The organism is Pseudomonas sp. GW822-FHT03F04, from assembly GCF_058801405.1.
Window position 1 is genome coordinate 95,357 of record NZ_JBXANF010000014.1, and the last position, 21,650, is coordinate 117,006.

The window sequence follows — 21,650 nt, forward strand, 5'->3', positions numbered from 1 at the left end:
CTATCTACAACGCAATGTGACTGAATATGGCAAATCTTCGAAAAGCGTAAATGGCGGCGCGATCTGTCCGGCGGGCGCGCGTTCTGTCCGCGACACGGACTAAATCCTCACCGTGCTTTGACGTTTTTTTTGCAAGACGCCACGTAAATTGCTCGCTTCGGCCATCCTGGGAACCGTCAATGAACGACGCAGACGAAGAAATCCTGACGCAAGCGGCGCACTGGTGCCTGCGCCTGCAAGACGAAACCTGCACGCCTGACGAGCGCCTGGAATTCCAGCACTGGATTCAGACCGACCCGCGCCACGCCTTCGAGTACGCGAAGATGCTCGAGGTCTGGGAGCTCAGCGATCAACTGCCGGACGAGCGCGACAAGTCGAAAAAGCGCAAGGCCACGACGCTGCCGTGCAGCTTCGAAGAGTTTCAACGCAACCTGGCGCAGCGCAACTGATGCGCCGCGATACGCCGGGGTTGTTGATCTGACGCAAAGCTACGACACACCCTGGCTCGCCCAGTCCCGCACGGCCTGAGCGAACAACCGCAGCGCGGTGGGCGGATGACGGTTAGACGGGTAATACAGACATAGCCCGGAATAATTCGGACTCCATTGCTCCAGCAAACGAACCAACCGCCCGGCCTGCATTGCCTCCGCCACCAGTGACTGCGGCACCCAGGCGATTCCCGCACCGGCCAGCGCGGCCTCGACCATCAAGTTGAGGTTGTCCATCGTCAACTGACCTTCCACATCCAGGCTGACGCTTTGTTCGCCCTGTTTGAATTCCCAGCGAAACAGACCACCACCGGTGAAGCGAAAGCGAATGCAGCGATGGGCCTTGAGATCCTGCGGCGCTTGTGGCGCCGGATGCTGTTGAAGGTAGTCCGGCGAAGCCACGGCAGCGAAACACACGTCCGGCCCGAAGCGAATGGCGATCATGTCGCGTGGCACGTCATCGATCAGCCGGATGCCGGCGTCAAAACCGTCGCCGACAATGTCTTGCAGCGCAGCGTCGGCCACGAACTCGATGTGGATGTTCGGATAGCGGGCAATGAACTCAGGAACCACGTGGCGAATCAGCGGCCGGATCGACGACTCCGACGCGCTGATGCGGATCGACCCTGAAGGGCTGATCCGGGCAGATGTAACCTCGTTGACCACGTTCGCCAGATCATTCATCAACGGCCGCACTCCGTTAAGCAACTGCTCCCCCGCCTCGGTCAGCGACACCGAGCGCGTCGTGCGGTTGAACAGGCGCATTTCCAGGCGCGCCTCCAGGTTGCGCATCGAATGGCTGAGCGCCGACGAAGACACTCCCAATACCCGCGCTGCACCACTGAAACTGCGCTGTTCGGCAATGGCGATGAAGGCGGTAAGGCCCGGCAAATCTGCGCGCAACATTGATGAAAATCCCTCACTAAGGCATGCAGCCAACCCTATATTGTTGAGCAATCAGCAGCAATATAGAGTCGTTCACCTCGTCGGGAATCCGGCTCTCACGTGAGATGAACCCATGAACAATTCAGCGAAAGTGATCGTGGTGATCGGTGCAGGCGCCATCGGCCAGGCGATTGCCCGGCGCGTCAGTGCCGGCAAGCATGTAGTGCTGGCCGATCTCAAGCAGGAAAACGCCGATGCAGCAGCAAAGGTCTTGCTCGATGCAGGTTTCGACGTGACCACCACCGTGGTGGACGTCGCCTCTCGCGCCTCGGTGCAAGCGCTGGTCCAGACCGCTACCGCCCTCGGTGACATCAGCGGGGTGATCCAAGCGGCCGGGGTCTCGCCTTCGCAAGCGTCAGCCGCAACCATTTTGCGCGTCGACCTGTACGGCACGGCCGTCGTACTGGAAGAGTTTGGCCAGGTCATCGCTGCCGGTGGTTCGGCCATCGTGATTGCCTCGCAATCCGGTCACCGCTTGCCGGCGCTGAGCGCTGAACAGAACAAGGCGCTGGCCACGACACCGACCGAGGAACTGCTGGCGTTGCCGATGCTGTCGGCCGAGCGCATCAGCGACCCGTTGCACGCCTATCAAGTCTCCAAACGCGGCAACTCGCTGCGGGTCATGGCCGAGGCCGTGCGGTGGGGTAAACGGGGTGCACGGGTCAATACGATCAGCCCGGGCATCATCTTCACGCCACTGGCCCGGGATGAGTTGAGCGGCCCGCGCGGTGAAGGCTACCGGCGCATGATCGAACGCAGCGCCGCCGGGCGTGGCGGCACACCGGATGAAGTGGCGGCCGTCGGCGCATTGCTCATGGGACCCGAGGGCACGTTCATCACCGGCAGCGACTTCCTCATGGATGGTGGTGTCACGGCGGCCTACTGGTATGGGGATCTGGCGCCGGACTAAATCACGCTTCATCCTTTATTCGGGGTTAGAATCCGCCCGGTTCGGCTAACAGTTTAAGGATGACCCCGGCATGTCCACCCTCGACACTTCCCTGCAAGACACCGCCGCCCCCGACGGCGTCTGCTTCGGCTGCGGCAGCAGCAACCCGCACGGCTTGCACATCAAGAGTTTCTGGCATGAGGACGGCGTGCACGTCATGGCCGAGCACATCCCCGAAGCCAAATACTGCGGCTGGCCAGAGCTGGTCTACGGCGGCCTGATCGCGATGCTGGTGGACTGCCACTCCAACTGGACCGCAATGGCTTACCACTACCGCGCGGAAAATCGCGAGGCCGAAAGCCTGCCACGGATCAACTGCGTCACCGGCAACCTCGGCATCAAGTTCATCAAGCCGACGCCGATGGGCGTGCCGCTGACGTTGAAGGCCAGAGTAGAAGGCGAAGTCGGGCGCAAGAGCCGGGTGATCTGCGAGGTGTACGCCGGGGAGGTGCTGACGGCGGTGGGTGATTCGGTGTTTGTTCGGGTGGATACCGAACAACTGGCGGCGGCCGCTCATGGGCGCAATGAAGACCAATGAGTAGCCGAGCAAAAAACATGGCGCTGATTGTCGTCATCAGCCTGATGGTGGTTGGCGGCCTGAATTGGCTGATGAACGAATCCTGGCTGATCGCCACGCAAGCAAGCGGCGAAGATGCTTTCTCGTATCTGATAATCGAGATTTTGCAGGCGGTGGCCATCCACTCGGTGGCAGTGGCATTCATCCCGCTGCTGTTGGCGTTCTTTAGACAGACACTCGCCAGTTATGTCGTGCTGATACTGATGCTGTCGCTCTACATGCTGCTCATTACCGGCCTCAATGCGGTCGGCCCGGCCGTGGCCGGACTCATGATCGCAGCGGTGGCTTACGCGGTGTTCACAAAATCGGTCAACCTGATCCGGTACTTTCGCGCGAAGTGACCCGATTCAGCGTTCGGGGCTGCTGGTGGAAATCAAATGCATGGCCGTGCGCAGGCGCGCTATACCTGTGTAGTGCTTTTCACCACCAGCGCGAGGCGTTGAACCATGGACTTGACCCTCTATTACCATCCGTTGTCGTCCTACTGCCACAAGGTGTTGATCGCCCTTTACGAACACGGCACCGCGTTCGACAAGCGTGTCATCGACCTGTCCAGCGAAGCCGAGCGCGCTGAGCTGCGGGCTCTGTGGCCGCTGGTCAAATTCCCGGTGCTGCATGATCGTGCCCGCCAGCGCAGCGTGCCGGAGTCCAGCGTGATCATCGAGTATCTGGATCACCACCATGCCGGAGCCGGTAGGCTGATCCCCGACGATTGGGACACGGCCCTGCAAGTTCGCCTCTGGGACCGGTTTTTCGACAACTACGTGATGACGCCGATGTCGCAGATCGTCGCCGACCGGATTCACGACCGACGCGGCGACCTGACCAGCCAGCGCACCCTGCTGAACACCGCGTACGGCATGCTCGAACGTCAGTTGGCGACCCGTCAGTGGATCGCCAGCCCGGACTTCAGCATGGCCGATTGCTCCGCGAGCCCGGCCCTGTTTTACGCCAGCACGCTGGTGCCGTTCCCCGGCGACCATGGCCACTTGAATGCCTATTTCGAGCGGCTGGTTCAGCGCCCCGCTTTCAAACAGGTCCTTGAAGAAGCCAAACCGTGGTTTGACTTTTATCCCTTTGCCGAGGCGATTCCCCCACGGTTTCGCTGAACGCGGCCCTTACGCCGGCTGGTGACTGGTCACGCAGTGAATCCCGCCACCACCGGCCGCGATGGCGTCGATGTTGATCTGCACCACGTCGCGGTTCGGGTAGAGCTGTTTGAGCAGGTCGAAGGCCTTTTTGTCGGCGTCCTTGTCGCCGAACTCCGGGGTGATGACCGCGCCGTTGATGACGAAGTAGTTGATGTAACCGGCCGCGAAGTCGTCGTTGTTCTTGTTGAACTTGGTCTTGCGCGGTTTCAGCGGTGGCGACACGGTGTGGATCTGCAACGGACGACCGTCGGCGTCGGTGGCCTTTTTCAGGATTTCCAGGTGCGCCAGCGTGACCTTGTTGTCGTAGGACTTCGGGTCGGTGTCGAGGTTGGCGATCACCACGCCGGGCTTGACGAAGCGTGCGTAGAAATCGACGTGGGCATCGGTGATGTCCTTGTCCTTGATGCCCGGCAGCCAGATGATTTTGCGCAGGCCCAGGCGTGCCTTCAGTTCCGCCTCGACATCAGCCTTGCTCCAGCCGGGGTTGCGGTTGCTGTTGACCCAGCAGCTTTCGGTCATGATCCCGGTGCCGTGGCCATCGACCTCAATGCCGCCGCCCTCGCCCACCAGTTCGCTGCGGATGTAGGTCGCTTGCGCGTCTTGCGCCACTCGTTGGGCGATTTTCGCGTCTTTGGAGTGCTGCTGCTTGTTGCCCCAGCCGCTGAAATTGAAGTCCACCGCGCCGAGGCCGCTTTTGTCATCGATGACGAAGTTGGCGCTGATGTCACGCATCCAGATGTCGTCGAGGTTGGCGATCTGGTAGGTGATGTTGGACGTGCCGCAAATCTCTTCGGCCAGGCTGCGTTCGCTGCTGCGGCAGTAAATGGTCAGCGGCTCGTAACGGGCGATGGCGCGGGCGATCCGGCCCAGCGCTTCCTGGACGTCTTCGGTGAAGTCTTCCCAGATCGCGTCCTGCGCGCCGAAGGCCATGTAGGCGCGTTCGTGTTTGTCGCCCTCGTCGGGCATGAACCAGCGACCTTCGCTGGCCGCCAGCACCCGCGCCGGGGACAGGCCGAGGCCCATGACGGCAGCGCCTACGCCGGCGGCGACTGAAACCTGTTTGATGAACTCGCGACGAGTCGGCATGTGTACGTTCCTGATGTGTAAGGGGCCGCCGAAGCGGCCCGGAAAAATCACTTTGCAGTGGCGGTCTTGAACTTGGTCCAGGTGCGCATGCGGGCGCGCATGTCGGCCTGGGGAATGTCCTTGCCCGGTATCAGACGAGCATAGGTCGCTTCGTCGAGGTAGATGTCCGGGTTATTGCGCATCGCCTCATCCACGTTTGGCCGGGCCTTGGCGTTGGAGGTCGGGTAACCGGTGAAATTGCTGATCGCGGCCATGTTCTCCGGGCGCATCACGAAGTTGATGAACGCGTAGGCGTACTCCGGGTGTTTGGCATCGACCGGAATGGCCATGGTGTCCATCCACACCGTGGTGCCCTCGCGGGGAACGCGGTACTGGAAGCGGGTCTGTTTGCCGGCACTGTCCGAGGTGCGCTGGGCCTGGGTCATGTCGCCGCTGTAGCCGAGGGACAGGCACAGGTTGCCGTTGACCAGATCGGTCACCGGTTGCGACTGGAACTTGCGGATATACGGCCGCAGCTTCATCAGCAAGTCACTGGCCGCCGCCAGATCCGCAGGCTTGGCGCTGCGCGGGTCGCGGCCCAGATAATTGAGCACCACGGCCAGCACTTCGTCCGGCGAGTCGATCATCGAAATCCCGCAATCGGCAAACTTGGCGGCCAGTTCCGGTTTGAACAGCATGTCGAGGCTGTTGACCGGGGCGTCGGCCATGCGCTGCTTGATCTGCTCGGCGTTGTAGGTCAGGCCGATGGTGCCCCAGGTGTACGGCACCGTGGCCTTGTTCGAATGCTCGTAATGACTGCGCAGCTTTTGCAGGCCCGGCTCGATGTCGTTCATCGCCGTGACCTTCGAAGGATCCAGCGGCAACAGGCTGCCGGCACGCATCAGCCGTTCGGCCACGGTGTCGCCGGGGAAGATCAAGTCATAGCCGCTGCCACCGGAGAGCATCTTGGCTTCCAGGGTTTCGCTGCCGTCCATCACGTCGTAGATCACCTTGATCCCGGTTTCGGCGGTGAACTTTGTCAGCGTGTCTTCGGCGAAATAATCCGCCCAGTTGTACAGCCGCAGGGTCTTGTCTTCGGCGTGCACGGCCGGCATCAAACCAGCCAGCGCCAGACCCAGAGCGCCCAGCAACCACTTGTGTGAGGTGTGCATATCAGACTCCTTGAGGATTCCAGCGGGCGTGAAGGTGACGGCCGTCCTGACTCAACAACGCGCCGTACATTTCCGGGCGACGGTCGCGGTAGATGCCCCAGCTCAAGCGATCTTCACGCATGGCTGCCAGATCGAGGCTTTGCACCAGCACACCAGTGCTGGCGCGGTCGGCTTCGGCGAGCATTTTTCCCTTGTGGTTGCAGATGAACGACGAGCCGTAGAAATTCATTTGCAGCGCAGCATCGGTGCCCGCCACTTCACGGCCAACGCGGTTGGAGGCGATCACTGGCAGCAGATTCGCAGCGGCGTGGCCGCGCATGGTCATCTGCCAGTGGTCCCGCGAATCCAGATCCGCGCAGCCCGGTTCCGAGCCAATGGCTGTAGGGAACAGCAGCACTTCGGCGCCCATCAAGGCCAGGCAGCGAGCGGTCTCCGGGAACCACTGATCCCAGCAGATACCAACGCCCAGACGACCGAACGCGGTGTCCCAGACCTTGAAACCGGTGTCGCCGGGGCTGAAGTATTCCTTCTCCTGATAACCGATGGCGTTGGGAATATGGGTCTTGCGGTACACGCCCAACAGGCGCCCGTCGGCATCCGCCACGCTCAGGGAGTTGAAGTAGGCATTGCCGGCCTTCTCGTACCAGCTCAGCGGCAGCACCACGCCGAGCTCACGGGCCAGCGCGGCGAAGCGCGACAGCACCTGACTGTCGCGAAACTCCTCGGCCAGCGCCATGTGATGGTGGCTCTGTTCGATGCAGAAATACGGCGTGGCGAACAACTCCTGCAACAGGATCACTTGTGCGCCCTGTGCGGCCGCTTCGCGCACCAACTGCTCGGCGCGATCGAGGTTACTTTTCAGATCCCAGATGCACGGCATCTGGGTAGTAGCGACTTTCAGCATCGTCATCGATCAACCCTCCACCGGCCAGGCTGGCTGTTGCTGGGTGATGCAATGCACACCGCCGCCACCGTGGGCCAGATGATTGATCTGCACCGGCACCACTTCACGTCCCGGGAACGCCTTGGCCAGCGTTTCTGCCGCGACATGGTCGGCCTCGATGCCGTACGCCGGCATGATGATCGCGCCGTTGGCGATGTAGAAGTTGGTGTACGAGGCGCAGAACACTTCGGCTTCGGTGTCCACCGCATCGGTGGCTTCATACAGCTCGATCAGCTCGAATTTGCGGCCCTGGGCGTCGGTGGCCAGTTCCAGTGCGCGACGGTTTTCCCGCACCACTTCGGCGTACACCGAGCTGCGATCATGGGTGGCGTCCACCAGCAACACACCAGGGCGAGCGAAGGCACAGACGCCATCGACGTGGCCGTCGGTCATGTCGCCGGTGACGTAATCCGGATCGCCCGGCAGCCAGATGGTTTTCTTCACGCCGAGCAGGCGACTGAAGATCTCTTCCATCTCGGCTTTGCTAACGCCGGGGTTGCGGTTGGGGTTGAGCAGCACCGATTCGGTGGTGATCAGCGTACCCTCGCCGTCCACGTGGATCGCGCCGCCCTCGTTGCTCAGCGCCGTGCCGAAGCACTCGCCGCCCAGGTGATTGAGCACGCGGCGGGCCAGGCTTTCGTCCAGATCGTGGGCCGATTTGCCGCCCCAGGCGTTGAAACGCCAGCTCACACCGGCCAGACCTTGCTCCGGATGCACGACGAAACTTGGGCCGGAGTCGCGGCACCAGCTGTCGTTGACTGCCAGCGGAATCAGTTCGATGTTCGGCCCGCACAAGGCTTTGGCGCTGGCGATGGCCGATGGATCGACGACCATTTTCACTGGCTCGAACCGGGCGATAGCATTGGCGACCCGGGCGAAATCTTCCTGCACCAACGGCAAGGTCACGCGCCAGCCCGACTCCCACAGGGCCTGATTGTGTGGCCAGACCATCCAGGTCGCGGCGTGCGTTACCCACTCTGCCGGCATCATCCAACCGTTGTTGTTGTTTTTGTTCTGCTGCATGGTAAAAAGCCCTTTGAGTTAAGCCATTGTGTTCAATGAAAACAGCCTTGGCGGCGTTGACGTGCATGCTAATGGCGGCCTTACGGGCAAACAAACGATGGATTTAGCGGAAAACTGATTAGAGGAACTTATCGATCATGCTGAAACACTGGCCACCCCTCAGCTCGTTGCGCGGCTTCGAAGCCGCCGCGAGGCTGGGCAGTTTTCACAAAGCCGCCGAGGAACTGAGCCTCACGCAGTCGGCCATCAGCCAGCAGATCCGCAGCCTTGAGGCCTATCTAGAGCAGCCGCTGTTTTTCCGCAGCGGACGCAGCGTCAGCCTGACCGACGCCGGCCACGATCTGCTCAGCACCACTCAGGCGATGCTGCAGCAACTGTCGGTAGGGATTCGGCGGCTGGGGCAATACCAGAAACCCAATCAACTGGTGCTCAACACCACGCCGGCGTTCGCGCGGCACTGGTTGTTGCCACGGCTGGGGGATTTCCGCCGCCAGCACCCGAATGTGGACCTGTGGATTTTCAGCACCGACGAAGTGCCGGAGATGGCGACCCAGACCATCGATCTGGCGGTGCGCGACGACATCAGCTCCCAGGCCGAATGCAGCTTCAAAGTGCTGCACGCCGACCGGCTCTATCCGGCGTGTCACCCGAGCCTGCTGAAGGTTCCACCCGCACAGCGCACCACCCTGCACGGCGAGCGGGAAATGGACTGGAGCCATTGGGCGGTGGAATCCGGGATCGATGTCGGCCAGCAGGATCAGGGCCTGAATTTCTCCGATCCGGGCCTGTTGCTGGACGCAGCGTGCGGCGGGCTCGGCATCGCGCTGGTCAGCCAGTTGCTCAGCCGCAAGGCCCGGGCCGACGGGCTGTTGCAGCCCTTGGTGGACGACACCATTCGCGGCCCGAACTGGGCGCTGCTGACCCACCGCGACAGCGAGAGCGATCCGATGGCGCGCAGTTTTACCGAGTGGTTGCTGGCGAACCTGAGCGATCCATGACCGGTGCGTGGCGGGCCATTACCTCGGCGATCCAGTCGATGAACACCCGCAGCTTGCGGCTGATGTGGCGGTTCGGCGGGTAGGCGACATAGAGCGGCATCGGATCGAGGCGCCAGTCTTCGAACAGCGGCACCAGATTACCGCTCGCCTCGTGAGCCTTGGACATGTACTTGGGTAACCACAACACGCCCAGCCCCGCGAGGCCCGCCGACAGGTAGGCATTGCCGTCATCGACGGCCAGCACATGGCGGCCCTTGATCTGCAGATCTTCGTGTTCGTTGTGCAGGGCATAAGGCACGGGTTTGCCGGTGCGCGCCCAGAGGAAACCGACTACCCGATGATGGCTGTCTTCCAGTTCTCGGGGATGCGCCGGGGTGCCGGCACGGGCCAGATAGCTCGGCGCGGCATACACGCCAAGTTGAAGATCCGCCACTTTCCGGGCCATCAGTGACTGATCCCGCAACTCGCCCCCGCGCACCACGCAATCGACGTTTTCATCGATGATGTCGACGATCCGGTCGCTGACGCCCATGTCGATCTGGATCTCCGGATAGCGCGCGCAAAACTCGGGCAGCGCCGGCACCAGAATCAGATTGGCCAAGGGGCTCGGCACATCGACCCGCAAGCGACCCTTGGGCTGGGCTGACGCGCCGGGAAGGCTGGTTTCGGCATCGTCCATATCGGCCAGCAACTTGATCACCCGCTCGTAATAAGCCGCGCCGTCCGCCGTGGCGTTGACCTTGCGCGTGGTGCGGTTGAGCAACTTGACCCGCAGGCGTGCCTCCAGCTGCTGCACCAGATGGGTCACGGTGGTCTTGCTCATGTGCAGGGTTTCGGCGGCTTTGGTGAAACTCCCCGCCTCCACCACCCGGGCGAAGGCTTGCATCGCGTCAAAACGGTCCATAGCCAACCTCTAATAGCGGCTCGATTGTTTGGGATTTACAAACAGTGATCGCCAAGGTTGCGCGTTTATCGCGCCGAGGCAAGTCCCTAGAGTTTCTCCATCGCAGGTTTTCAACCCATTGAAGGAGACACTCCATGACCAACGCTCAGCCAAAACGTGACGTGGTTTTCCCGCCCGGACGCCATGCCCTTTACGAGCGCAACCGCTATTCGCCGGCCGTACGCTCCAACGGTTTTCTGTTTGTCTCCGGCCAGGTCGGCAGTCTTGAGGACGGCTCGCCCGAGCCAGATCTGAAACAACAGGTGCGCCTGGCCTTCACCAACCTGAATGCGATTCTCGGCGCGGCCGGCGGCAGCTTTGATGACGTGGTGGACGTGACCGTGTTCATGGTCGACCCGCAATCGACCTTCGAAACCATCTGGGAAGTGGTGCCCGAGTTCTGGGGCGAAGCGCCGCATCCGACCATTACGGCGGTCGGCGTGACGTGGCTGTACGGGTTTCAGTTCGAGATCAAGGTGATCGCCAGGCTGCCGGAATGACCTGACATCGCATCGATTTGCAGCAAGGGCTGACAGACTTCAGACTGTCGGCCCGCCTTCCTTTTGCGATCCATCGCCATGTCCGACACCTTGTTGAAGCCCAGCCTGCCCGGCATCGCCCTGCGCCGCTGGCGCGTGCTGCACCGCGTCAAGCAGAGCCATGCCGCCGAGTTGTTCAAGGTCACCCAGTCGACGATTTCCCGCTGGGAAAGCGGCGTGCAGGCGATGGACCCAGACGCGCATCGGCAACTCGAAACGTTGCTCGCGGCACGACTCGACAGCGCCGCCGATCAGGCCCTCTCGCGACTGGTCACGGACAGCGCACGCCCGGTTCACCTCGTCTGCGACCTGACCCATCGCCTGCTGGCCTGTTCCCCGGCCCGCGCCGCGCAATTCACAAGCCCACTGAGCGATCTGCTGGGGCAATCGTTGTGGCGCTTTGCGACGGCGGAAATCCAGCACAAGGAGTCCTTGCTGGATGACACCGGTTGGCGAGAAGTCCCGGCGCCGCCGGCACTGGAATTCGTCACCGGCCACAATGATTCAACCCTTGTTCCCATCCGCGAAAGTCTTTGCCGCTGGACGCGGATCGCACTCTCGGACGGCACCGCCGCACGGCTGGTGGAAACGCTGTAGGCCGCGTGCCGCATATTTTATGCGTGGACGATGATCGAGGCCGGGCCTAGGCTTTGAGCCCTGCTCTCTTTATTCCGGCCACCGTATGAACCTCGAAAAAATCAAGGGACGCCTCGACTTCCTGCGCGAAGCGGAACGGCTCAAGGACGTCCTCAGAAGCGCCCACACCTCCTCCGGACGCAGCGAAAGCACCGCCGAACACAGCTGGCGCCTGTGCCTGATGGTGATCGTGTTCGCCGACGACCTGTCCGGGCTCGACCTGCTGAAAGTCCTGAAAATGTGCGTCATCCACGACCTCGGCGAAGCCATCAATGGTGATATCCCGGCGGTCAACAAAGCCGACTTCCCCGACAAGGGCGAACAGGAACGCAACGATTTGCTGCTGCTCACCCGTTCCCTGGACGACGCGTTGAGAAACGAAATCCTCGCGCTCTGGGACGACTACGAAAACGCCCGTTCTCCCGAAGCCAAAGCGGTGAAGGCGCTGGACAAGCTGGAAACACTTTTACAACACACTCAAGGCAAGAATCCGCCAGACTTCGACTATGGCTTCAACCTGGCCTACGGCAAGCAATACACCAACGCCGATCCGCTGTTCGAAACCCTTCGAACCCTGATCGACCGGGATACCCGAGAACGCATGAACACAAACATCACAATCCGCAACGAACGCCCCGAAGACATCGACGTCATCGCCCGAATCACCGAGGCCGCGTTCCAGCGCGAAGAACACTCCAGCCACACCGAACAATTCATCGTCAACGCCTTGCGCCGCGCCGGTCAGCTCAGCGTTTCGCTGGTGGCCGTCGAGAACGACACGGTGGTCGGCCATGTCGCCATTTCACCTGTGACGATTTCCTCCGGAACACAGGACTGGTATGGCCTGGGCCCGATCTCCGTGTGCCCGACCCGCCAGCAGCAAGGCATCGGCTCGGCGCTGATGAAAGCCTCGCTGGCGGAGTTGCAGCGTATCGGCGGTATTGGTTGCGTGGTGCTTGGCGATCCGGGCTACTACGGGCGTTTTGGCTTCAAGGCCCATGCAGGTCTGGAGTTGCCGGGGATTCCGGCGGAGTATTTTCAGGCGTTGGCGTTTGGCGGTGAGTTGCCGGTCGGTGTCGTGAAGTATCACGAGGCTTTCGACGCGACCGCGTAACGGTTCGCTGCCGTTCAAAGCGGCAGCGAGCAACTCGAATTGCTCACAATCCGTGTTCAACGGCACCACCAAAGCGCTCTTGATGCCGTTTCGGCGATCAATATTCTGTCAGTAGCCGTTTTTGCACCTGACAGAAAAGAGCCCACGCCATGCCCAGCCCGAGAACCCTGTACCAGAAACACATCGACAGTCACACGGTCTGCACCCTCGACGATCAGGGCCACGTGCTGCTTTACATCGACCGCCAGGTCGCCAACGAATACACCAGCCCGCAAGCTTTCAGCGGCTTGCGCGACGCCGGGCGCAAGGTCTGGCGCCCGGCTGCCACGCTGGCGGTGGTCGATCATGTGAACCCCACCGCGCCGACCCGCACCGCGACCATGCCCGACGCGGGCGGTGCGCGGCAGGTGTCGTATTTCGAAGAGAACTGCCGCGACTTCGGCATCGAGCTGTTCGACGTGCTGGACAAGCGCCAGGGCATCGAACACGTCGTGGCGCCGGAACAGGGTTTCATTCTGCCGGGCATGGTGGTCGCGGCCGGTGACAGCCACACCACCACCTACGGCGCACTGGGCGCGTTCGGCTTTGGCATCGGCACCTCGGAAATCGAGCACCTGCTGGCGACGCAAACCCTGGTCTACAAACGCCTGAAAACCTTGCGCGTAACGGTCAATGGCGAGCTCGGTGCGGGCGTCACGTCGAAAGACATCATCATGGCCCTGATCGAAAAGATCGGCGCTTCAGGGGCCACCGGTTATGCGATCGAATTCACTGGCCCGGCGATCAGCGACCTCAGCGTCGAAGCGCGCATGACCATCTGCAACATGGCCGTGGAGGCTGGCGCCCGTGGTGCGTTCATGACGCCGGACGACAAGGTCTTCGCCTACCTGCAACTCAAGCCGCGCACGCCCAAAGGGGAAATCTGGGAACAGGCCGTCGAGCGCTGGAAAACCCTGCACAGCGATCATGGCGCGGTGTTCGATCGTGAAGTCAGCCTCGATGTCGCCGCGCTGGAACCGATGGTCACCTGGGGCACCAGCCCGGATCAGGCCGCCCCGATTGGCGGACGAGTGCCGGACCCGGCCGGCGAGCCCGACCCGATTCTGCGTCAGGGCCTGCAACGCGCCCTCGATTACATGGGCCTGACACCCGGCACGCCGCTGAACGAAGTGGTGATCAGCCACGCCTTCATCGGCTCCTGCACCAATGCGCGGATCGAAGATTTGCGTGACGTGGCCCGCGTGGTGCGCGGCAAGCGAGTCGCGGCTCACGTGCGGGCGATGATCGTGCCCGGCTCGACGCGGGTACGCGATCAGGCCGAAGACGAAGGGCTGGCGCAGATCTTTCTCGATGCCGGTTTCGAGTGGCGGCAATCAGGCTGCTCCATGTGCCTGGCGATGAACGACGACGTACTGGCGCCAGGTGATCGCTGCGCATCGAGCACCAACCGCAACTTCGAAGGCCGTCAGGGCGCCGGTGCGCGCACCCACCTGATGAGCCCGGCGATGGTCGCGGCAGCCGCCATCACCGGACATTTGACTGACGTTCGCGCCTTCGCGCCGGGAGTTTGAGCCATGCAACCGTTCACCATCATCAGCGGCAGTGCCGCGCCGTTCCTCGCGTCCAACATCGACACTGATGTGATCATGCCCAAGCAGTTCCTCAAGGGCATTGATCGTCAGGGGCTGGATCGGGGGCTGTTTTTCGATCTGCGCTTTCTCGCCTCGGGTGAGCCTGATCCCGAGTTCGTGCTCAATCAGCCCACCTGGCAGGAAGCGGCTTTTCTGGTGACCGGCCCGAATTTCGGCTGCGGTTCCAGCCGTGAACACGCTGTGTGGGGCTTGAAGCAGGTCGGGATCCGAGCGCTGATCGGCACCACGTTTGCCGGGATTTTCTATGACAACTGTCAGCGCAACGGCGTGCTGGCGATTCAACTCGATGCAGAGCAGTTCAAACAGGTCGCCGACGTCATCAGCGTTCCGGCGACCGCGCACATCCGCGTGAACCTGCCCGAGCAAACCATCGAGTTGGCGGACGGCACATTGATCGCTTTCGAGATTGATGAGCTGCGCAAACAGTCACTGTTGCTGGGGCTGGACGCCATCGGCACGACGCTGCAACGCACCGAGCAGATTCGCGCTTTTGAAGCGCGGCATCTCGCGAAAAATCCCTGGTTGGGCTGAAAACAAAAAAACGGGCGGTTCACTGAACCACCCGGCTTCATTCAACCGACAAGTCGCGGAAATACTCTTCGAGAAACTCCACACACACCCGCAATTTGGCCGACTCGCTGAGCCGTGTCGGGTACACCGCCCAGACGTTGGCGCTCTGGGTGTAATCCTCCAACACCTGCACCAGCCGCCCTTGTTCGAGCATCGGTTTGACGTCCCACATCGAGCGCAACAGAATCCCGCCGCCGCTCAAGGCCCACTCCATCACGATTTCGCCACTGTTGGAGGACAACGGGCCGCTGACCCGCACCGATTCTTCTTGCCCGTCGCGGGTCAGGTTCCAGATGCCGAATGAATTGTTGCGCTCCTTGAGCACCAGGCAATCGTGATCCTTCAGGTCCTCGAGCGATTGCGGCGTACCCCGGCGTTCGAGGTACTCCGGCGTGGCGCACAGCACTCGCCGATTGCTGACCAGTTTGCGCGCCAGGTGCTGGCCCGGCAGGTCATCGCCGACGAGGATTTCCAGATCGAAGCCCTCGCCCACCAGATCGACCACGCGGTCGAACACGTCCAGACGAATGTCGAGCTTCGGGCACGTTCGGGACAGTTCACTGATCGCTGGCGCGACGTGATTGCGGCCGAACCCGAAGCTGCTGCAAATGTGCAGCGAACCCGCCGGCTGGTGCCGGGCCTGGGCAATCTCGCCGAGAAAGTCATCGAAATCACCCAGCAGTTTTTCCGCCCAGATCCGCACTCGTTCACCATCGTCGGTCAATGCAATACGCCGTGTCGTGCGGTGCAACAGCTTTGTCGAGAGCGTGGTTTCGAGCACCGCGATGCGTTTGCTGACGTAGGCCGGCGAATAACCCAACTCATCGGCGGCGCTGGCGAAGCTGTTCTTGCGGATGACGGTGAGGAAGACCTTGAGGTCTTCGGGCAAGGGAAATTGGTCACGATTCGTGTTCACAGGTCGAATTTTTCCACTGTTTATCTCGCAATCGGCGAAGGATAGCAGCGGCCATGACCGTTCGGCGCTTTTTCTGGCAGCCCCGTACAAACGGGGCTAGGGTTGCGTGGCTGGCGATATGCTGGCCATTTGGCAAACATCTCTCGATGGGCGCCATCAGCCGCACTGGAAGAAAAATCAGGGATGGTTTTTGTGGTTGCGGGTTATTACGACCTATCCCTGTGTTTCGTTGCTTTCTATCAAGGACAGAAAGATGACCAACGTACAGGTGAGCTCCCCCCCTTTGCCGTTCCGGCAAACCTCATTATTGACGCCCGCCGCGAGGCCTGACGGTTTTGGCTGACGACGCCTGCGCGTGAGTCGAGACAAAGACCTCGAACCCGCGCGAATCAACTGACCCGCTCCACCGGATCCAGACGGATCAGGCGTTCACGTAGCCGGGAACCACTGTCGCCAGTCGTTCTTGCCGTTGGCTGTCGCCTGCCTGTCAGGGAAGGCTCCCCTCGCCTGAAGGGGACGTTTGGCAACCACCACGAGGAAAACCTCGATATGACTGGCTCAAAACACAACATGCCACCTTACGGCGTCGCTATCCAGAGCGCTATCACGGGAGGCGATCTGCAACAGATGAAGACTTTGTTGAAACAGCGCGATTCAACGAAGCCGGAAGCGAAAGAGCTGCAAACCGCGTACGAAAAACTGGCCAAAGAAGTTTCCCGTCTGGAAAAACACTAAGGCCATTTCCCACATTGCAATGGAGGCAATCACTATGTCAGCTACTCAGCAAAATGTCGGCTTGTTCCCGTTGAGTTACCGCATTGGTACGGGGCTGCCCGGCGCGCAAAGTCTGTTGCTCAACCTGTTAGTGTCCACGCCGCAGCATGAGGTCAGCGGCGGCGCCACCGTCACTCAAGCGACCAACCCGCCGCTCGATATCCACTCTGATGTGTGGGGCGAGTACACCTACCTGACCGTCATGAAGCCCGGCGTCAGCAAAATCCTGATAACCGCCGAAGGCAATCATGGCGGCCACGGCTCCAACTCCATCATCAACTTCAAGATTCGTCTGGTGGTCGGTACTGACTGGAAAGAAGGTATCGCCAATTACCAATACCTCAATGGCACGCACTGGGTCGAGGTCAACAACGTCCCTGTGCACCTGGCGGAAGTGCAGTCAAAGGTCTTCCCACCGTTTGAGCCAGGCCCGGTCATCATTCAGCATTACCCGCCGATTCTGCCCCTGTATGCCGCTCCTATCCAGAGCGCCATCGCCAGCGGCGACCTGGCCCAGATGAAGAATCTGGCGAAGCTGGCCAAGCAGCAACTGGACCAGCAACCGCAATTGCAGAGCGCACTGGAAGCCGCGAAGAAGGAAATCAGCCGGTTGCAGGCACGCTGAGCCGACCACTGAATCCATCATTCACTTTAGGGAGTAACACCATGTCGATCGGACTTTTCCATACCCGCCTCATCGCCAGCAATTCATTGCTCGGCGCGCCGGTTCTGACCCTCGACCTGCTGGTCAATACCGTCAGCAAAAAGGTCAGCGGAGTTGCCAGTGTCTTCCAAAGCACCTGGCCGCCGGTCAATTTCCGGGCGCGAGTCTGGGGCGACTACAGCGAGGCCAAACTGACCTCGGCGGTCGAGAATCACATCGTCCTCGTCCTCGACGGCAGCCCGAGCGGCCCGTACAGCCAGATCGCCGAGACTTTTCATCTCAAAGGCATCCTTGATGGCACCTGGGAGAGCGGATTTGTCGATTACAGCTACGACGGGCATCAAGTGAAACACGTTGCTGTGCATCAGGCGCCGACCATCGAGCCGCAACCGCACGAGCGTCACTTCCAGCCGCTGTATGCCGTGGCCGTGCAGCAAGCGCAAACCAGTGGCGATCTGGCGCAGCTGAAAACCGTGGTGCAGCAGGGCGAGCAGCAACTGGCCCACCAAGGCGCATTACGCAGTGCCCTTGAGCATCTGAACGCAGAAATCGCGCGTCTGGAAGCACGCTAAACCGCACGCCCCGGGCGAGGTCACTGCTGGCCTCGCCCGGTCTTGCGGCGAATCGAGATCAGTCCAATCGTGCCGCGCACAGGACCGTGCGCAAGGATCTCCCATGACAGACATCCGCCCTGCCCGCTACCTCAATGACACCGATCTCAAACGCTACGTGCCGGTGCACGTGGTCTGGGAAATCACCCTGGCCTGCGACCTCAAATGCCTGCATTGCGGCTCACGTGCGGGGCATCGACGCCCCGATGAACTGAACACCCGTGAATGCCTTGATGTGATCGATTCCCTCGCCGCACTCGGCACCCGCGAGATCACTTTGATCGGCGGCGAAGCCTATTTGCGCAAGGACTGGACGCAACTGATCCAGGCCATCCACGACCACGGCATGTACTGCGCGATCCAGACCGGCGGACGCAACCTGACACCGGCGAAGATGCAGGCGGCGGTTGATGCGGGCCTCAACGGGGTCGGGATTTCTCTGGATGGGCTCGCACCATTGCACGACCAGGTGCGCAACGTCCCCGGCTCCTTCGACAAGGCGGTCGACACCCTGCGCCGGGCCAAGGCGTCCGGGCTGGCCGTCAGTGTAAACACCCAGATCGGTGCGGCTACGTTGCCTGATTTGCCGGAGCTGATGGACACGATCATTGAACTCGGCGCCACCCACTGGCAGATCCAGATCACCGTGGCCATGGGCAATGCGGTGGATCACCCGGAACTGTTGCTGCAACCCTACCAGTTGCTTGAAGTGATGCCGCTGCTCGCGCGGTTGTACCGCGAAGGTGTGGATCGCGGCCTGCTGATGAACGTCGGCAACAACATCGGCTATTACGGCCCTTACGAACATTTGTGGCGCGGTTTCGGTGACGAACGCGTGCACTGGAGCGGCTGCGCAGCGGGTCAGACCGTACTGGCGCTCGAAGCCGACGGCACGGTGAAAGGCTGTCCGTCACTGGCGACCGTCGGTTTCTCCGGTGGCAACGTGCGCAACATGAGCCTGCACGATATCTGGCATTACAGCGAAGGCATCCACTTCGGTCGCCTGCGCTCGGTCGACGACCTGTGGGGCTATTGCCGCAGCTGCTATTACAACGACGTTTGCCGGGGCGGCTGCACCTGGACTTCGCACTCATTGCTGGGCAAACCCGGCAATAACCCGTACTGCCATTACCGCACCCTGGAACTGCAAAAACGCGGACTGCGCGAGCGCATCGTCAAGATCGAAGATGCGGCACAGCGTTCCTTCGCCGTCGGACGCTTTGACCTGATCACCGAACGCATCGACACCGGCGAGCACGTCAGCAGCGTCAGTGACAGCGGCCAGGTGATCAAACTCGCCTGGATCAATCAGGGCCAGAAATCCCCGGAGGAAGGACGCATCCCCGTGCAACTGGCGCTGTGCCGCAGCTGCCTGCAATACATCCACCCACACGAATCGATCTGCCCACACTGCCACGCCGACGTCGCGGCCGCCGAGGCTCGGCACCAGACGGACCGAGCCCGTCAGCAGGCGATCATGAACACGTTGACGGGTTTGTTGGGGGTGGCGCCGAGTACTTTGGTATGAAATCGGGTTCAAGCGCCCGCAGGATTCGGGCGCTTGGCCCCCTCAGGCGTCTTGAAAATCCGGCCGTTTCAACCGCTCCGGGAAATAAGTAGCTGTTTTCCATGAAATTTATTTGCCTCAGGGGTTCCCAGAACGCAAGAGCGCTGGTAAAGTGCCGCCCACTGTTGCAGAGGTCCTCTCGGGACTGAAACCAATAGCTACAGGGGCGTCGCCAAGCGGTAAGGCAGCAGGTTTTGATCCTGCCATGCGTTGGTTCGAATCCAGCCGCCCCTGCCATTTTTTCCTCGTTTCACCCTCCTCCGCTTCACCTCTGCCTCAACGGCAAATCATTTTTTCGTATTCAACGTAATCGCCGAACGCACCAGCGCTTTCAGTGCCTTTGCATCTATTTCGTCGTCCTCGTGAACATCAATCGCCCGCCGGGTATTGCCCTCCAGGCTGGCATTGAACAGTCCCGACGGATCTTCCAGCGCCGCGCCTTTGGCAAAGGTCATTTTCACCACGGCCTTATAGGTTTCCCCGGTGCAGATGATGCCGTTGTGTGACCAGACCGGAACGCCCCGCCACTTCCACTCCTCGACGACCTGCGGGTCGGCCTCGTGAATGATCGCGCGGATCTCGGCCAGTTTCTGGCCACGCCAGTCGTTCAGTTCCTGGATTCTTGCGTCGATCAGTGCAGAAGGCTGTTCAGCCGCCGAGTCGCTGCTGTCTTTCTTCATCTCCTTACTCTCCCGAAAAACCTTATCCGCTCTCCAGCGTAGTGCCGACTGCGCCAAACGCCGGGCAAAAAAAAGCCCCGCAAGATGCGGGGCAAAGGAATTGGTTGGTTGCGGCCAACCAAAGGAGCATCGTCAAAAGCGTTAACCGTCAGGCGTTACAGGCACTCCTGGGCAGCCCGTTCAAAACTCGACGGTGTGAAACTTGAAGCCAGCAAGTGGCGCTCGTACAAAAACACCTTGCCGCCGTCCTGCGCCTTGTAGGCTTCCAGCACGTTGTCCGCCGACACTTTGCTCGGCACCACGATCCGGTAGCTGCGCTGGGTCTGCGAGACCGTCGGGTTCATCGCACCGTGCTGCAATTTCGGCACAACGCATTCGGCGTATTGGGCGGGCGTCTTGTGGGTCTGCAAGGTCAGCGTCGGGTCGTTCGGTGCGGAGGCGCAAGCAGTCAGCAACAAAGTGGCAGACGCCATGGCAGGGATAAAAAAGGCACGCATGGATAAAATCCTGAAAATAAACGGTTCGGTTCTCAAGCAACGTTCAGCGTCACGGGCGCTGCCGTTGCGATTTTTGATTTGGGTGTTCAGCCAGCACTCACCAGGGCCTTGAGCGAGTCATCGAACTGCTTCAGGGCGCTGAATTGCAGATCCCGTTGCTGTTCAATCTGCGCTGCAATCTCGGGCGCTGCCTTGTTGTGGACCCACACCGAAGGCATCTGCTTTTGCACTGCGCCTTCCGCCTTGCCGATGTATTGCAGGTTGGCGTCGTAGAAGCGTGCGGCGAACCGTGCTTCGACCTGGCTGTTGCGTTGCGTCAGCAAACGGTTGTGGGTGTCGAGCATCACCACCACATCTGGATGGGCTTGCACCAATGAATCGAGGTTGTCGTAGACGGTCACCGAGAGAAATTGCTGTTGCAGCGAACTCATCAACCAGTCGATGGCCAGTTCCGGATCGGAGCTGTTGACGAAGGCGTCGCGGATCCGCGCATCGAGCGCATCCTTGGCACCATTCACCGCCACGTCGTGATAACGCTCCAGGTATTGCTGGTTCTCCAGCGTGTTTTCGCTGTACAGCACACCCACGGTTTGCGAATGCTGCAGCCCGCTGCTGGCGCCGGCGATGGGCAGAAAATGGCACGTACCGGCGTCGCTTGCGTAAGTCGGTGCGGTCACGGCCACCCCGCCCATCAGCAGGGCGACCACAGCCAGTCGGGTCAATGTCTTCATCGCGCAAATTCCTTCAGCAGCGTCTTCGATGGAGGCGATTTTCCGCCTGTCGGCCGCAAAGCAGAACTTGCGTTTCTTGATGGTCACTATTACTTGAACCAATAGTTGCGCAGCGTGCAGACTGCTGCACACTCGATCACAACGAAAACAAATGAGGATTATCCGTGCGAACCTTTGATTTGATCCGCGATGCCGTGCTGCCCGAATTCCGCGACCGGGTGGCCGAATACCTCGTCGAATACGAAACCGTGCTGGGCCAGTCAGCGGACGATTCGGAGTCGGTGCGGGCCGTCGCCAATCAATTGCGCGGCTATCTGCGCGGGCTCAATACCACGCGAGTGCTGGGCATGGCGGACTGGGAAGAACTGGACCGACGCGTCCTCGCCACCTGGCTCTAGCGATCGCCCGATGACCCGCTAGACTCTTCAGGCTGCGCCCGCAGCAC

The 21,650-nt window shown here is 61.0% G+C and carries 26 protein-coding genes, 1 tRNA gene and 1 pseudogene; 18 read left to right on the top strand and 10 right to left on the bottom strand.

The features are described 5' to 3' along the window. Nucleotides 1-179 precede the first annotated feature (179 nt). The gene (locus AC1RMX_RS27405; protein ID WP_096821666.1) at nucleotides 180-449 is read left to right on the top strand and encodes a FecR/PupR family sigma factor regulator; all 270 of its coding nucleotides are present in this window, start codon (nucleotides 180-182) and stop codon (nucleotides 447-449) included. Between the two features lie 39 nt (nucleotides 450-488). Here the strand turns inward: AC1RMX_RS27405 and AC1RMX_RS27410 are convergent, their stop codons facing one another. Next, on the bottom strand, nucleotides 489-1,394 hold the full coding sequence (locus AC1RMX_RS27410) for a LysR family transcriptional regulator (protein WP_493073612.1): 906 nt from the start codon (nucleotides 1,392-1,394) through the stop codon (nucleotides 489-491). 112 nt (nucleotides 1,395-1,506) lie between these two features. Here AC1RMX_RS27410 and AC1RMX_RS27415 point away from each other — a divergent pair, with 112 nt between their 5' ends. The 4 genes from AC1RMX_RS27415 (at nucleotide 1,507) to AC1RMX_RS27430 (ending at nucleotide 4,068) form a co-directional block, all read left to right on the top strand. Next, nucleotides 1,507-2,343, top strand: coding sequence for an SDR family oxidoreductase (locus AC1RMX_RS27415; RefSeq protein WP_493073613.1), 837 nt, complete (start codon nucleotides 1,507-1,509; stop codon nucleotides 2,341-2,343). Between the two features lie 70 nt (nucleotides 2,344-2,413). Beyond that, complete coding sequence (locus tag AC1RMX_RS27420; RefSeq protein ID WP_096821663.1) at nucleotides 2,414-2,920, top strand: PaaI family thioesterase; 507 nt, start codon at nucleotides 2,414-2,416, stop codon at nucleotides 2,918-2,920. Nucleotides 2,921-2,937: 17 nt separating this feature from the next. Then, nucleotides 2,938-3,300 (top strand): hypothetical protein, encoded by a 363-nt coding sequence (locus AC1RMX_RS27425; protein ID WP_493073615.1) that lies wholly within the window; start codon nucleotides 2,938-2,940, stop codon nucleotides 3,298-3,300. A 105-nt stretch (nucleotides 3,301-3,405) separates the two neighbouring features. Beyond that, the gene (locus AC1RMX_RS27430) at nucleotides 3,406-4,068 is read left to right on the top strand and encodes a glutathione S-transferase family protein (RefSeq protein WP_493073616.1); all 663 of its coding nucleotides are present in this window, start codon (nucleotides 3,406-3,408) and stop codon (nucleotides 4,066-4,068) included. A gap of 9 nt (nucleotides 4,069-4,077) precedes the next feature. Here AC1RMX_RS27430 and AC1RMX_RS27435 read toward each other — a convergent pair whose 3' ends face one another. Genes AC1RMX_RS27435 through AC1RMX_RS27450 form a run of 4 tightly spaced genes read right to left on the bottom strand, consistent with a single transcriptional unit; the run spans nucleotide 4,078 to nucleotide 8,313 of the window. Further along, on the bottom strand, nucleotides 4,078-5,196 hold the full coding sequence (locus AC1RMX_RS27435) for an agmatine deiminase family protein (protein ID WP_493073617.1): 1,119 nt from the start codon (nucleotides 5,194-5,196) through the stop codon (nucleotides 4,078-4,080). Nucleotides 5,197-5,243: 47 nt separating this feature from the next. Continuing rightward, a complete protein-coding gene (locus tag AC1RMX_RS27440; protein ID WP_493073618.1) occupies nucleotides 5,244-6,347 on the bottom strand; it encodes an extracellular solute-binding protein in 1,104 nt (367 codons plus the stop codon). A gap of 1 nt (nucleotide 6,348) precedes the next feature. Further along, entirely contained in the window at nucleotides 6,349-7,257 is a 909-nt protein-coding gene (gene aguB, locus AC1RMX_RS27445; RefSeq protein WP_493073620.1) for an N-carbamoylputrescine amidase, read from the bottom strand. A gap of 3 nt (nucleotides 7,258-7,260) precedes the next feature. Continuing rightward, on the bottom strand, nucleotides 7,261-8,313 hold the full coding sequence (locus tag AC1RMX_RS27450; protein WP_493073621.1) for an agmatine deiminase family protein: 1,053 nt from the start codon (nucleotides 8,311-8,313) through the stop codon (nucleotides 7,261-7,263). Nucleotides 8,314-8,450: 137 nt separating this feature from the next. Between AC1RMX_RS27450 and AC1RMX_RS27455 the strand changes: the two genes are divergently transcribed. Further along, nucleotides 8,451-9,311, top strand: a complete 861-nt coding sequence (locus AC1RMX_RS27455) for a LysR substrate-binding domain-containing protein (RefSeq protein ID WP_493073622.1) — start codon at nucleotides 8,451-8,453, stop codon at nucleotides 9,309-9,311. On the opposite strand, the gene AC1RMX_RS27460 is transcribed toward AC1RMX_RS27455, so the two are convergent. Further along, entirely contained in the window at nucleotides 9,274-10,215 is a 942-nt protein-coding gene (locus tag AC1RMX_RS27460; protein ID WP_096821655.1) for a LysR family transcriptional regulator, read from the bottom strand. The two genes, AC1RMX_RS27455 and AC1RMX_RS27460, sit on opposite strands and share 38 nt — an antisense overlap. Nucleotides 10,216-10,349: 134 nt before the next feature. On the opposite strand from AC1RMX_RS27460, the gene AC1RMX_RS27465 reads away from it, so the two are divergent. The 6 genes and pseudogenes from AC1RMX_RS27465 to leuD all read left to right on the top strand — a co-directional run bounded on the left by AC1RMX_RS27465 (nucleotide 10,350) and on the right by leuD (nucleotide 14,726). Continuing rightward, nucleotides 10,350-10,754: a RidA family protein gene (locus AC1RMX_RS27465; RefSeq protein WP_493073623.1), complete on the top strand. Its 405-nt coding sequence runs from the start codon at nucleotides 10,350-10,352 to the stop codon at nucleotides 10,752-10,754. A gap of 78 nt (nucleotides 10,755-10,832) precedes the next feature. Next, the gene (locus AC1RMX_RS27470; RefSeq protein WP_493073625.1) at nucleotides 10,833-11,390 is read left to right on the top strand and encodes a helix-turn-helix domain-containing protein; all 558 of its coding nucleotides are present in this window, start codon (nucleotides 10,833-10,835) and stop codon (nucleotides 11,388-11,390) included. A gap of 85 nt (nucleotides 11,391-11,475) precedes the next feature. Continuing rightward, a pseudogene (locus AC1RMX_RS27475) lies at nucleotides 11,476-12,033 on the top strand (HD domain-containing protein); the annotation flags it as partial. Then, nucleotides 12,031-12,543: a GNAT family N-acetyltransferase gene (locus AC1RMX_RS27480; RefSeq protein ID WP_493073663.1), complete on the top strand. Its 513-nt coding sequence runs from the start codon at nucleotides 12,031-12,033 to the stop codon at nucleotides 12,541-12,543. The pseudogene AC1RMX_RS27475 and the gene AC1RMX_RS27480, both read left to right, overlap by 3 nt. 149 nt (nucleotides 12,544-12,692) lie before the next feature. Further along, the gene (leuC, locus tag AC1RMX_RS27485) at nucleotides 12,693-14,114 is read left to right on the top strand and encodes a 3-isopropylmalate dehydratase large subunit (protein ID WP_493073626.1); all 1,422 of its coding nucleotides are present in this window, start codon (nucleotides 12,693-12,695) and stop codon (nucleotides 14,112-14,114) included. 3 nt (nucleotides 14,115-14,117) lie between these two features. Continuing rightward, on the top strand, nucleotides 14,118-14,726 hold the full coding sequence (leuD, locus tag AC1RMX_RS27490) for a 3-isopropylmalate dehydratase small subunit (protein ID WP_493073627.1): 609 nt from the start codon (nucleotides 14,118-14,120) through the stop codon (nucleotides 14,724-14,726). A gap of 37 nt (nucleotides 14,727-14,763) precedes the next feature. Here the strand turns inward: leuD and AC1RMX_RS27495 are convergent, their stop codons facing one another. Beyond that, on the bottom strand, nucleotides 14,764-15,681 hold the full coding sequence (locus AC1RMX_RS27495; RefSeq protein WP_273540520.1) for a LysR substrate-binding domain-containing protein: 918 nt from the start codon (nucleotides 15,679-15,681) through the stop codon (nucleotides 14,764-14,766). A 549-nt stretch (nucleotides 15,682-16,230) separates the two neighbouring features. Here AC1RMX_RS27495 and AC1RMX_RS27500 point away from each other — a divergent pair. The 5 genes from AC1RMX_RS27500 to AC1RMX_RS27520 all read left to right on the top strand — a co-directional run bounded on the left by AC1RMX_RS27500 (nucleotide 16,231) and on the right by AC1RMX_RS27520 (nucleotide 19,534). Beyond that, the gene (locus AC1RMX_RS27500; protein WP_085708738.1) at nucleotides 16,231-16,416 is read left to right on the top strand and encodes a DUF1843 domain-containing protein; all 186 of its coding nucleotides are present in this window, start codon (nucleotides 16,231-16,233) and stop codon (nucleotides 16,414-16,416) included. A 34-nt stretch (nucleotides 16,417-16,450) separates the two neighbouring features. Continuing rightward, nucleotides 16,451-17,080 carry a DUF1842 domain-containing protein gene (locus AC1RMX_RS27505; RefSeq protein WP_096821648.1) on the top strand — a complete coding sequence of 210 codons (630 nt, stop codon included), beginning with the start codon at nucleotides 16,451-16,453 and terminating at the stop codon, nucleotides 17,078-17,080. Between the two features lie 41 nt (nucleotides 17,081-17,121). Continuing rightward, nucleotides 17,122-17,691, top strand: a complete 570-nt coding sequence (locus AC1RMX_RS27510; RefSeq protein WP_096821647.1) for a DUF1842 domain-containing protein — start codon at nucleotides 17,122-17,124, stop codon at nucleotides 17,689-17,691. A 103-nt stretch (nucleotides 17,692-17,794) separates the two neighbouring features. Further along, a complete protein-coding gene (locus AC1RMX_RS27515) occupies nucleotides 17,795-19,258 on the top strand; it encodes a GDL motif peptide-associated radical SAM/SPASM maturase (protein WP_192560644.1) in 1,464 nt (487 codons plus the stop codon). Between the two features lie 201 nt (nucleotides 19,259-19,459). After that, nucleotides 19,460-19,534, top strand: a tRNA-Gln gene (locus AC1RMX_RS27520). A gap of 50 nt (nucleotides 19,535-19,584) precedes the next feature. Here the strand turns inward: AC1RMX_RS27520 and AC1RMX_RS27525 are convergent. The 3 genes from AC1RMX_RS27525 to AC1RMX_RS27535 all read right to left on the bottom strand — a co-directional run bounded on the left by AC1RMX_RS27525 (nucleotide 19,585) and on the right by AC1RMX_RS27535 (nucleotide 21,205). Continuing rightward, nucleotides 19,585-19,977 (bottom strand): DUF1801 domain-containing protein, encoded by a 393-nt coding sequence (locus AC1RMX_RS27525; protein ID WP_493073629.1) that lies wholly within the window; start codon nucleotides 19,975-19,977, stop codon nucleotides 19,585-19,587. 155 nt (nucleotides 19,978-20,132) lie between these two features. Continuing rightward, entirely contained in the window at nucleotides 20,133-20,474 is a 342-nt protein-coding gene (locus AC1RMX_RS27530) for a hypothetical protein (protein WP_096821644.1), read from the bottom strand. Nucleotides 20,475-20,560: 86 nt separating this feature from the next. Further along, on the bottom strand, nucleotides 20,561-21,205 hold the full coding sequence (locus AC1RMX_RS27535) for an ATPase (RefSeq protein ID WP_192560642.1): 645 nt from the start codon (nucleotides 21,203-21,205) through the stop codon (nucleotides 20,561-20,563). 164 nt (nucleotides 21,206-21,369) lie between these two features. Here AC1RMX_RS27535 and AC1RMX_RS27540 point away from each other — a divergent pair, with 164 nt between their 5' ends. Then, nucleotides 21,370-21,603, top strand: a complete 234-nt coding sequence (locus AC1RMX_RS27540) for a hypothetical protein (RefSeq protein WP_192560641.1) — start codon at nucleotides 21,370-21,372, stop codon at nucleotides 21,601-21,603. Nucleotides 21,604-21,650 lie beyond the last annotated feature (47 nt).

Coding starts and splice junctions, on each gene's coding strand:
- AC1RMX_RS27480 (WP_493073663.1), top strand. CDS start 12,031: ATGAACACAAACATCACAATCCGCAACGAACGCCCCGAAGACATCGAC.
- AC1RMX_RS27420 (WP_096821663.1), top strand. CDS start 2,414: ATGTCCACCCTCGACACTTCCCTGCAAGACACCGCCGCCCCCGACGGC.
- leuD (WP_493073627.1), top strand. CDS start 14,118: ATGCAACCGTTCACCATCATCAGCGGCAGTGCCGCGCCGTTCCTCGCG.
- AC1RMX_RS27530 (WP_096821644.1), bottom strand. CDS start 20,474: ATGCGTGCCTTTTTTATCCCTGCCATGGCGTCTGCCACTTTGTTGCTG.
- AC1RMX_RS27455 (WP_493073622.1), top strand. CDS start 8,451: ATGCTGAAACACTGGCCACCCCTCAGCTCGTTGCGCGGCTTCGAAGCC.
- AC1RMX_RS27500 (WP_085708738.1), top strand. CDS start 16,231: ATGACTGGCTCAAAACACAACATGCCACCTTACGGCGTCGCTATCCAG.
- AC1RMX_RS27535 (WP_192560642.1), bottom strand. CDS start 21,205: ATGAAGACATTGACCCGACTGGCTGTGGTCGCCCTGCTGATGGGCGGG.
- AC1RMX_RS27435 (WP_493073617.1), bottom strand. CDS start 5,196: ATGCCGACTCGTCGCGAGTTCATCAAACAGGTTTCAGTCGCCGCCGGC.
- AC1RMX_RS27470 (WP_493073625.1), top strand. CDS start 10,833: ATGTCCGACACCTTGTTGAAGCCCAGCCTGCCCGGCATCGCCCTGCGC.
- AC1RMX_RS27465 (WP_493073623.1), top strand. CDS start 10,350: ATGACCAACGCTCAGCCAAAACGTGACGTGGTTTTCCCGCCCGGACGC.
- AC1RMX_RS27510 (WP_096821647.1), top strand. CDS start 17,122: ATGTCGATCGGACTTTTCCATACCCGCCTCATCGCCAGCAATTCATTG.
- AC1RMX_RS27415 (WP_493073613.1), top strand. CDS start 1,507: ATGAACAATTCAGCGAAAGTGATCGTGGTGATCGGTGCAGGCGCCATC.
- leuC (WP_493073626.1), top strand. CDS start 12,693: ATGCCCAGCCCGAGAACCCTGTACCAGAAACACATCGACAGTCACACG.
- AC1RMX_RS27515 (WP_192560644.1), top strand. CDS start 17,795: ATGACAGACATCCGCCCTGCCCGCTACCTCAATGACACCGATCTCAAA.
- AC1RMX_RS27460 (WP_096821655.1), bottom strand. CDS start 10,215: ATGGACCGTTTTGACGCGATGCAAGCCTTCGCCCGGGTGGTGGAGGCG.
- AC1RMX_RS27450 (WP_493073621.1), bottom strand. CDS start 8,313: ATGCAGCAGAACAAAAACAACAACAACGGTTGGATGATGCCGGCAGAG.
- AC1RMX_RS27440 (WP_493073618.1), bottom strand. CDS start 6,347: ATGCACACCTCACACAAGTGGTTGCTGGGCGCTCTGGGTCTGGCGCTG.
- AC1RMX_RS27505 (WP_096821648.1), top strand. CDS start 16,451: ATGTCAGCTACTCAGCAAAATGTCGGCTTGTTCCCGTTGAGTTACCGC.
- AC1RMX_RS27525 (WP_493073629.1), bottom strand. CDS start 19,977: ATGAAGAAAGACAGCAGCGACTCGGCGGCTGAACAGCCTTCTGCACTG.
- AC1RMX_RS27410 (WP_493073612.1), bottom strand. CDS start 1,394: ATGTTGCGCGCAGATTTGCCGGGCCTTACCGCCTTCATCGCCATTGCC.
- AC1RMX_RS27425 (WP_493073615.1), top strand. CDS start 2,938: ATGGCGCTGATTGTCGTCATCAGCCTGATGGTGGTTGGCGGCCTGAAT.
- AC1RMX_RS27405 (WP_096821666.1), top strand. CDS start 180: ATGAACGACGCAGACGAAGAAATCCTGACGCAAGCGGCGCACTGGTGC.
- AC1RMX_RS27430 (WP_493073616.1), top strand. CDS start 3,406: ATGGACTTGACCCTCTATTACCATCCGTTGTCGTCCTACTGCCACAAG.
- aguB (WP_493073620.1), bottom strand. CDS start 7,257: ATGACGATGCTGAAAGTCGCTACTACCCAGATGCCGTGCATCTGGGAT.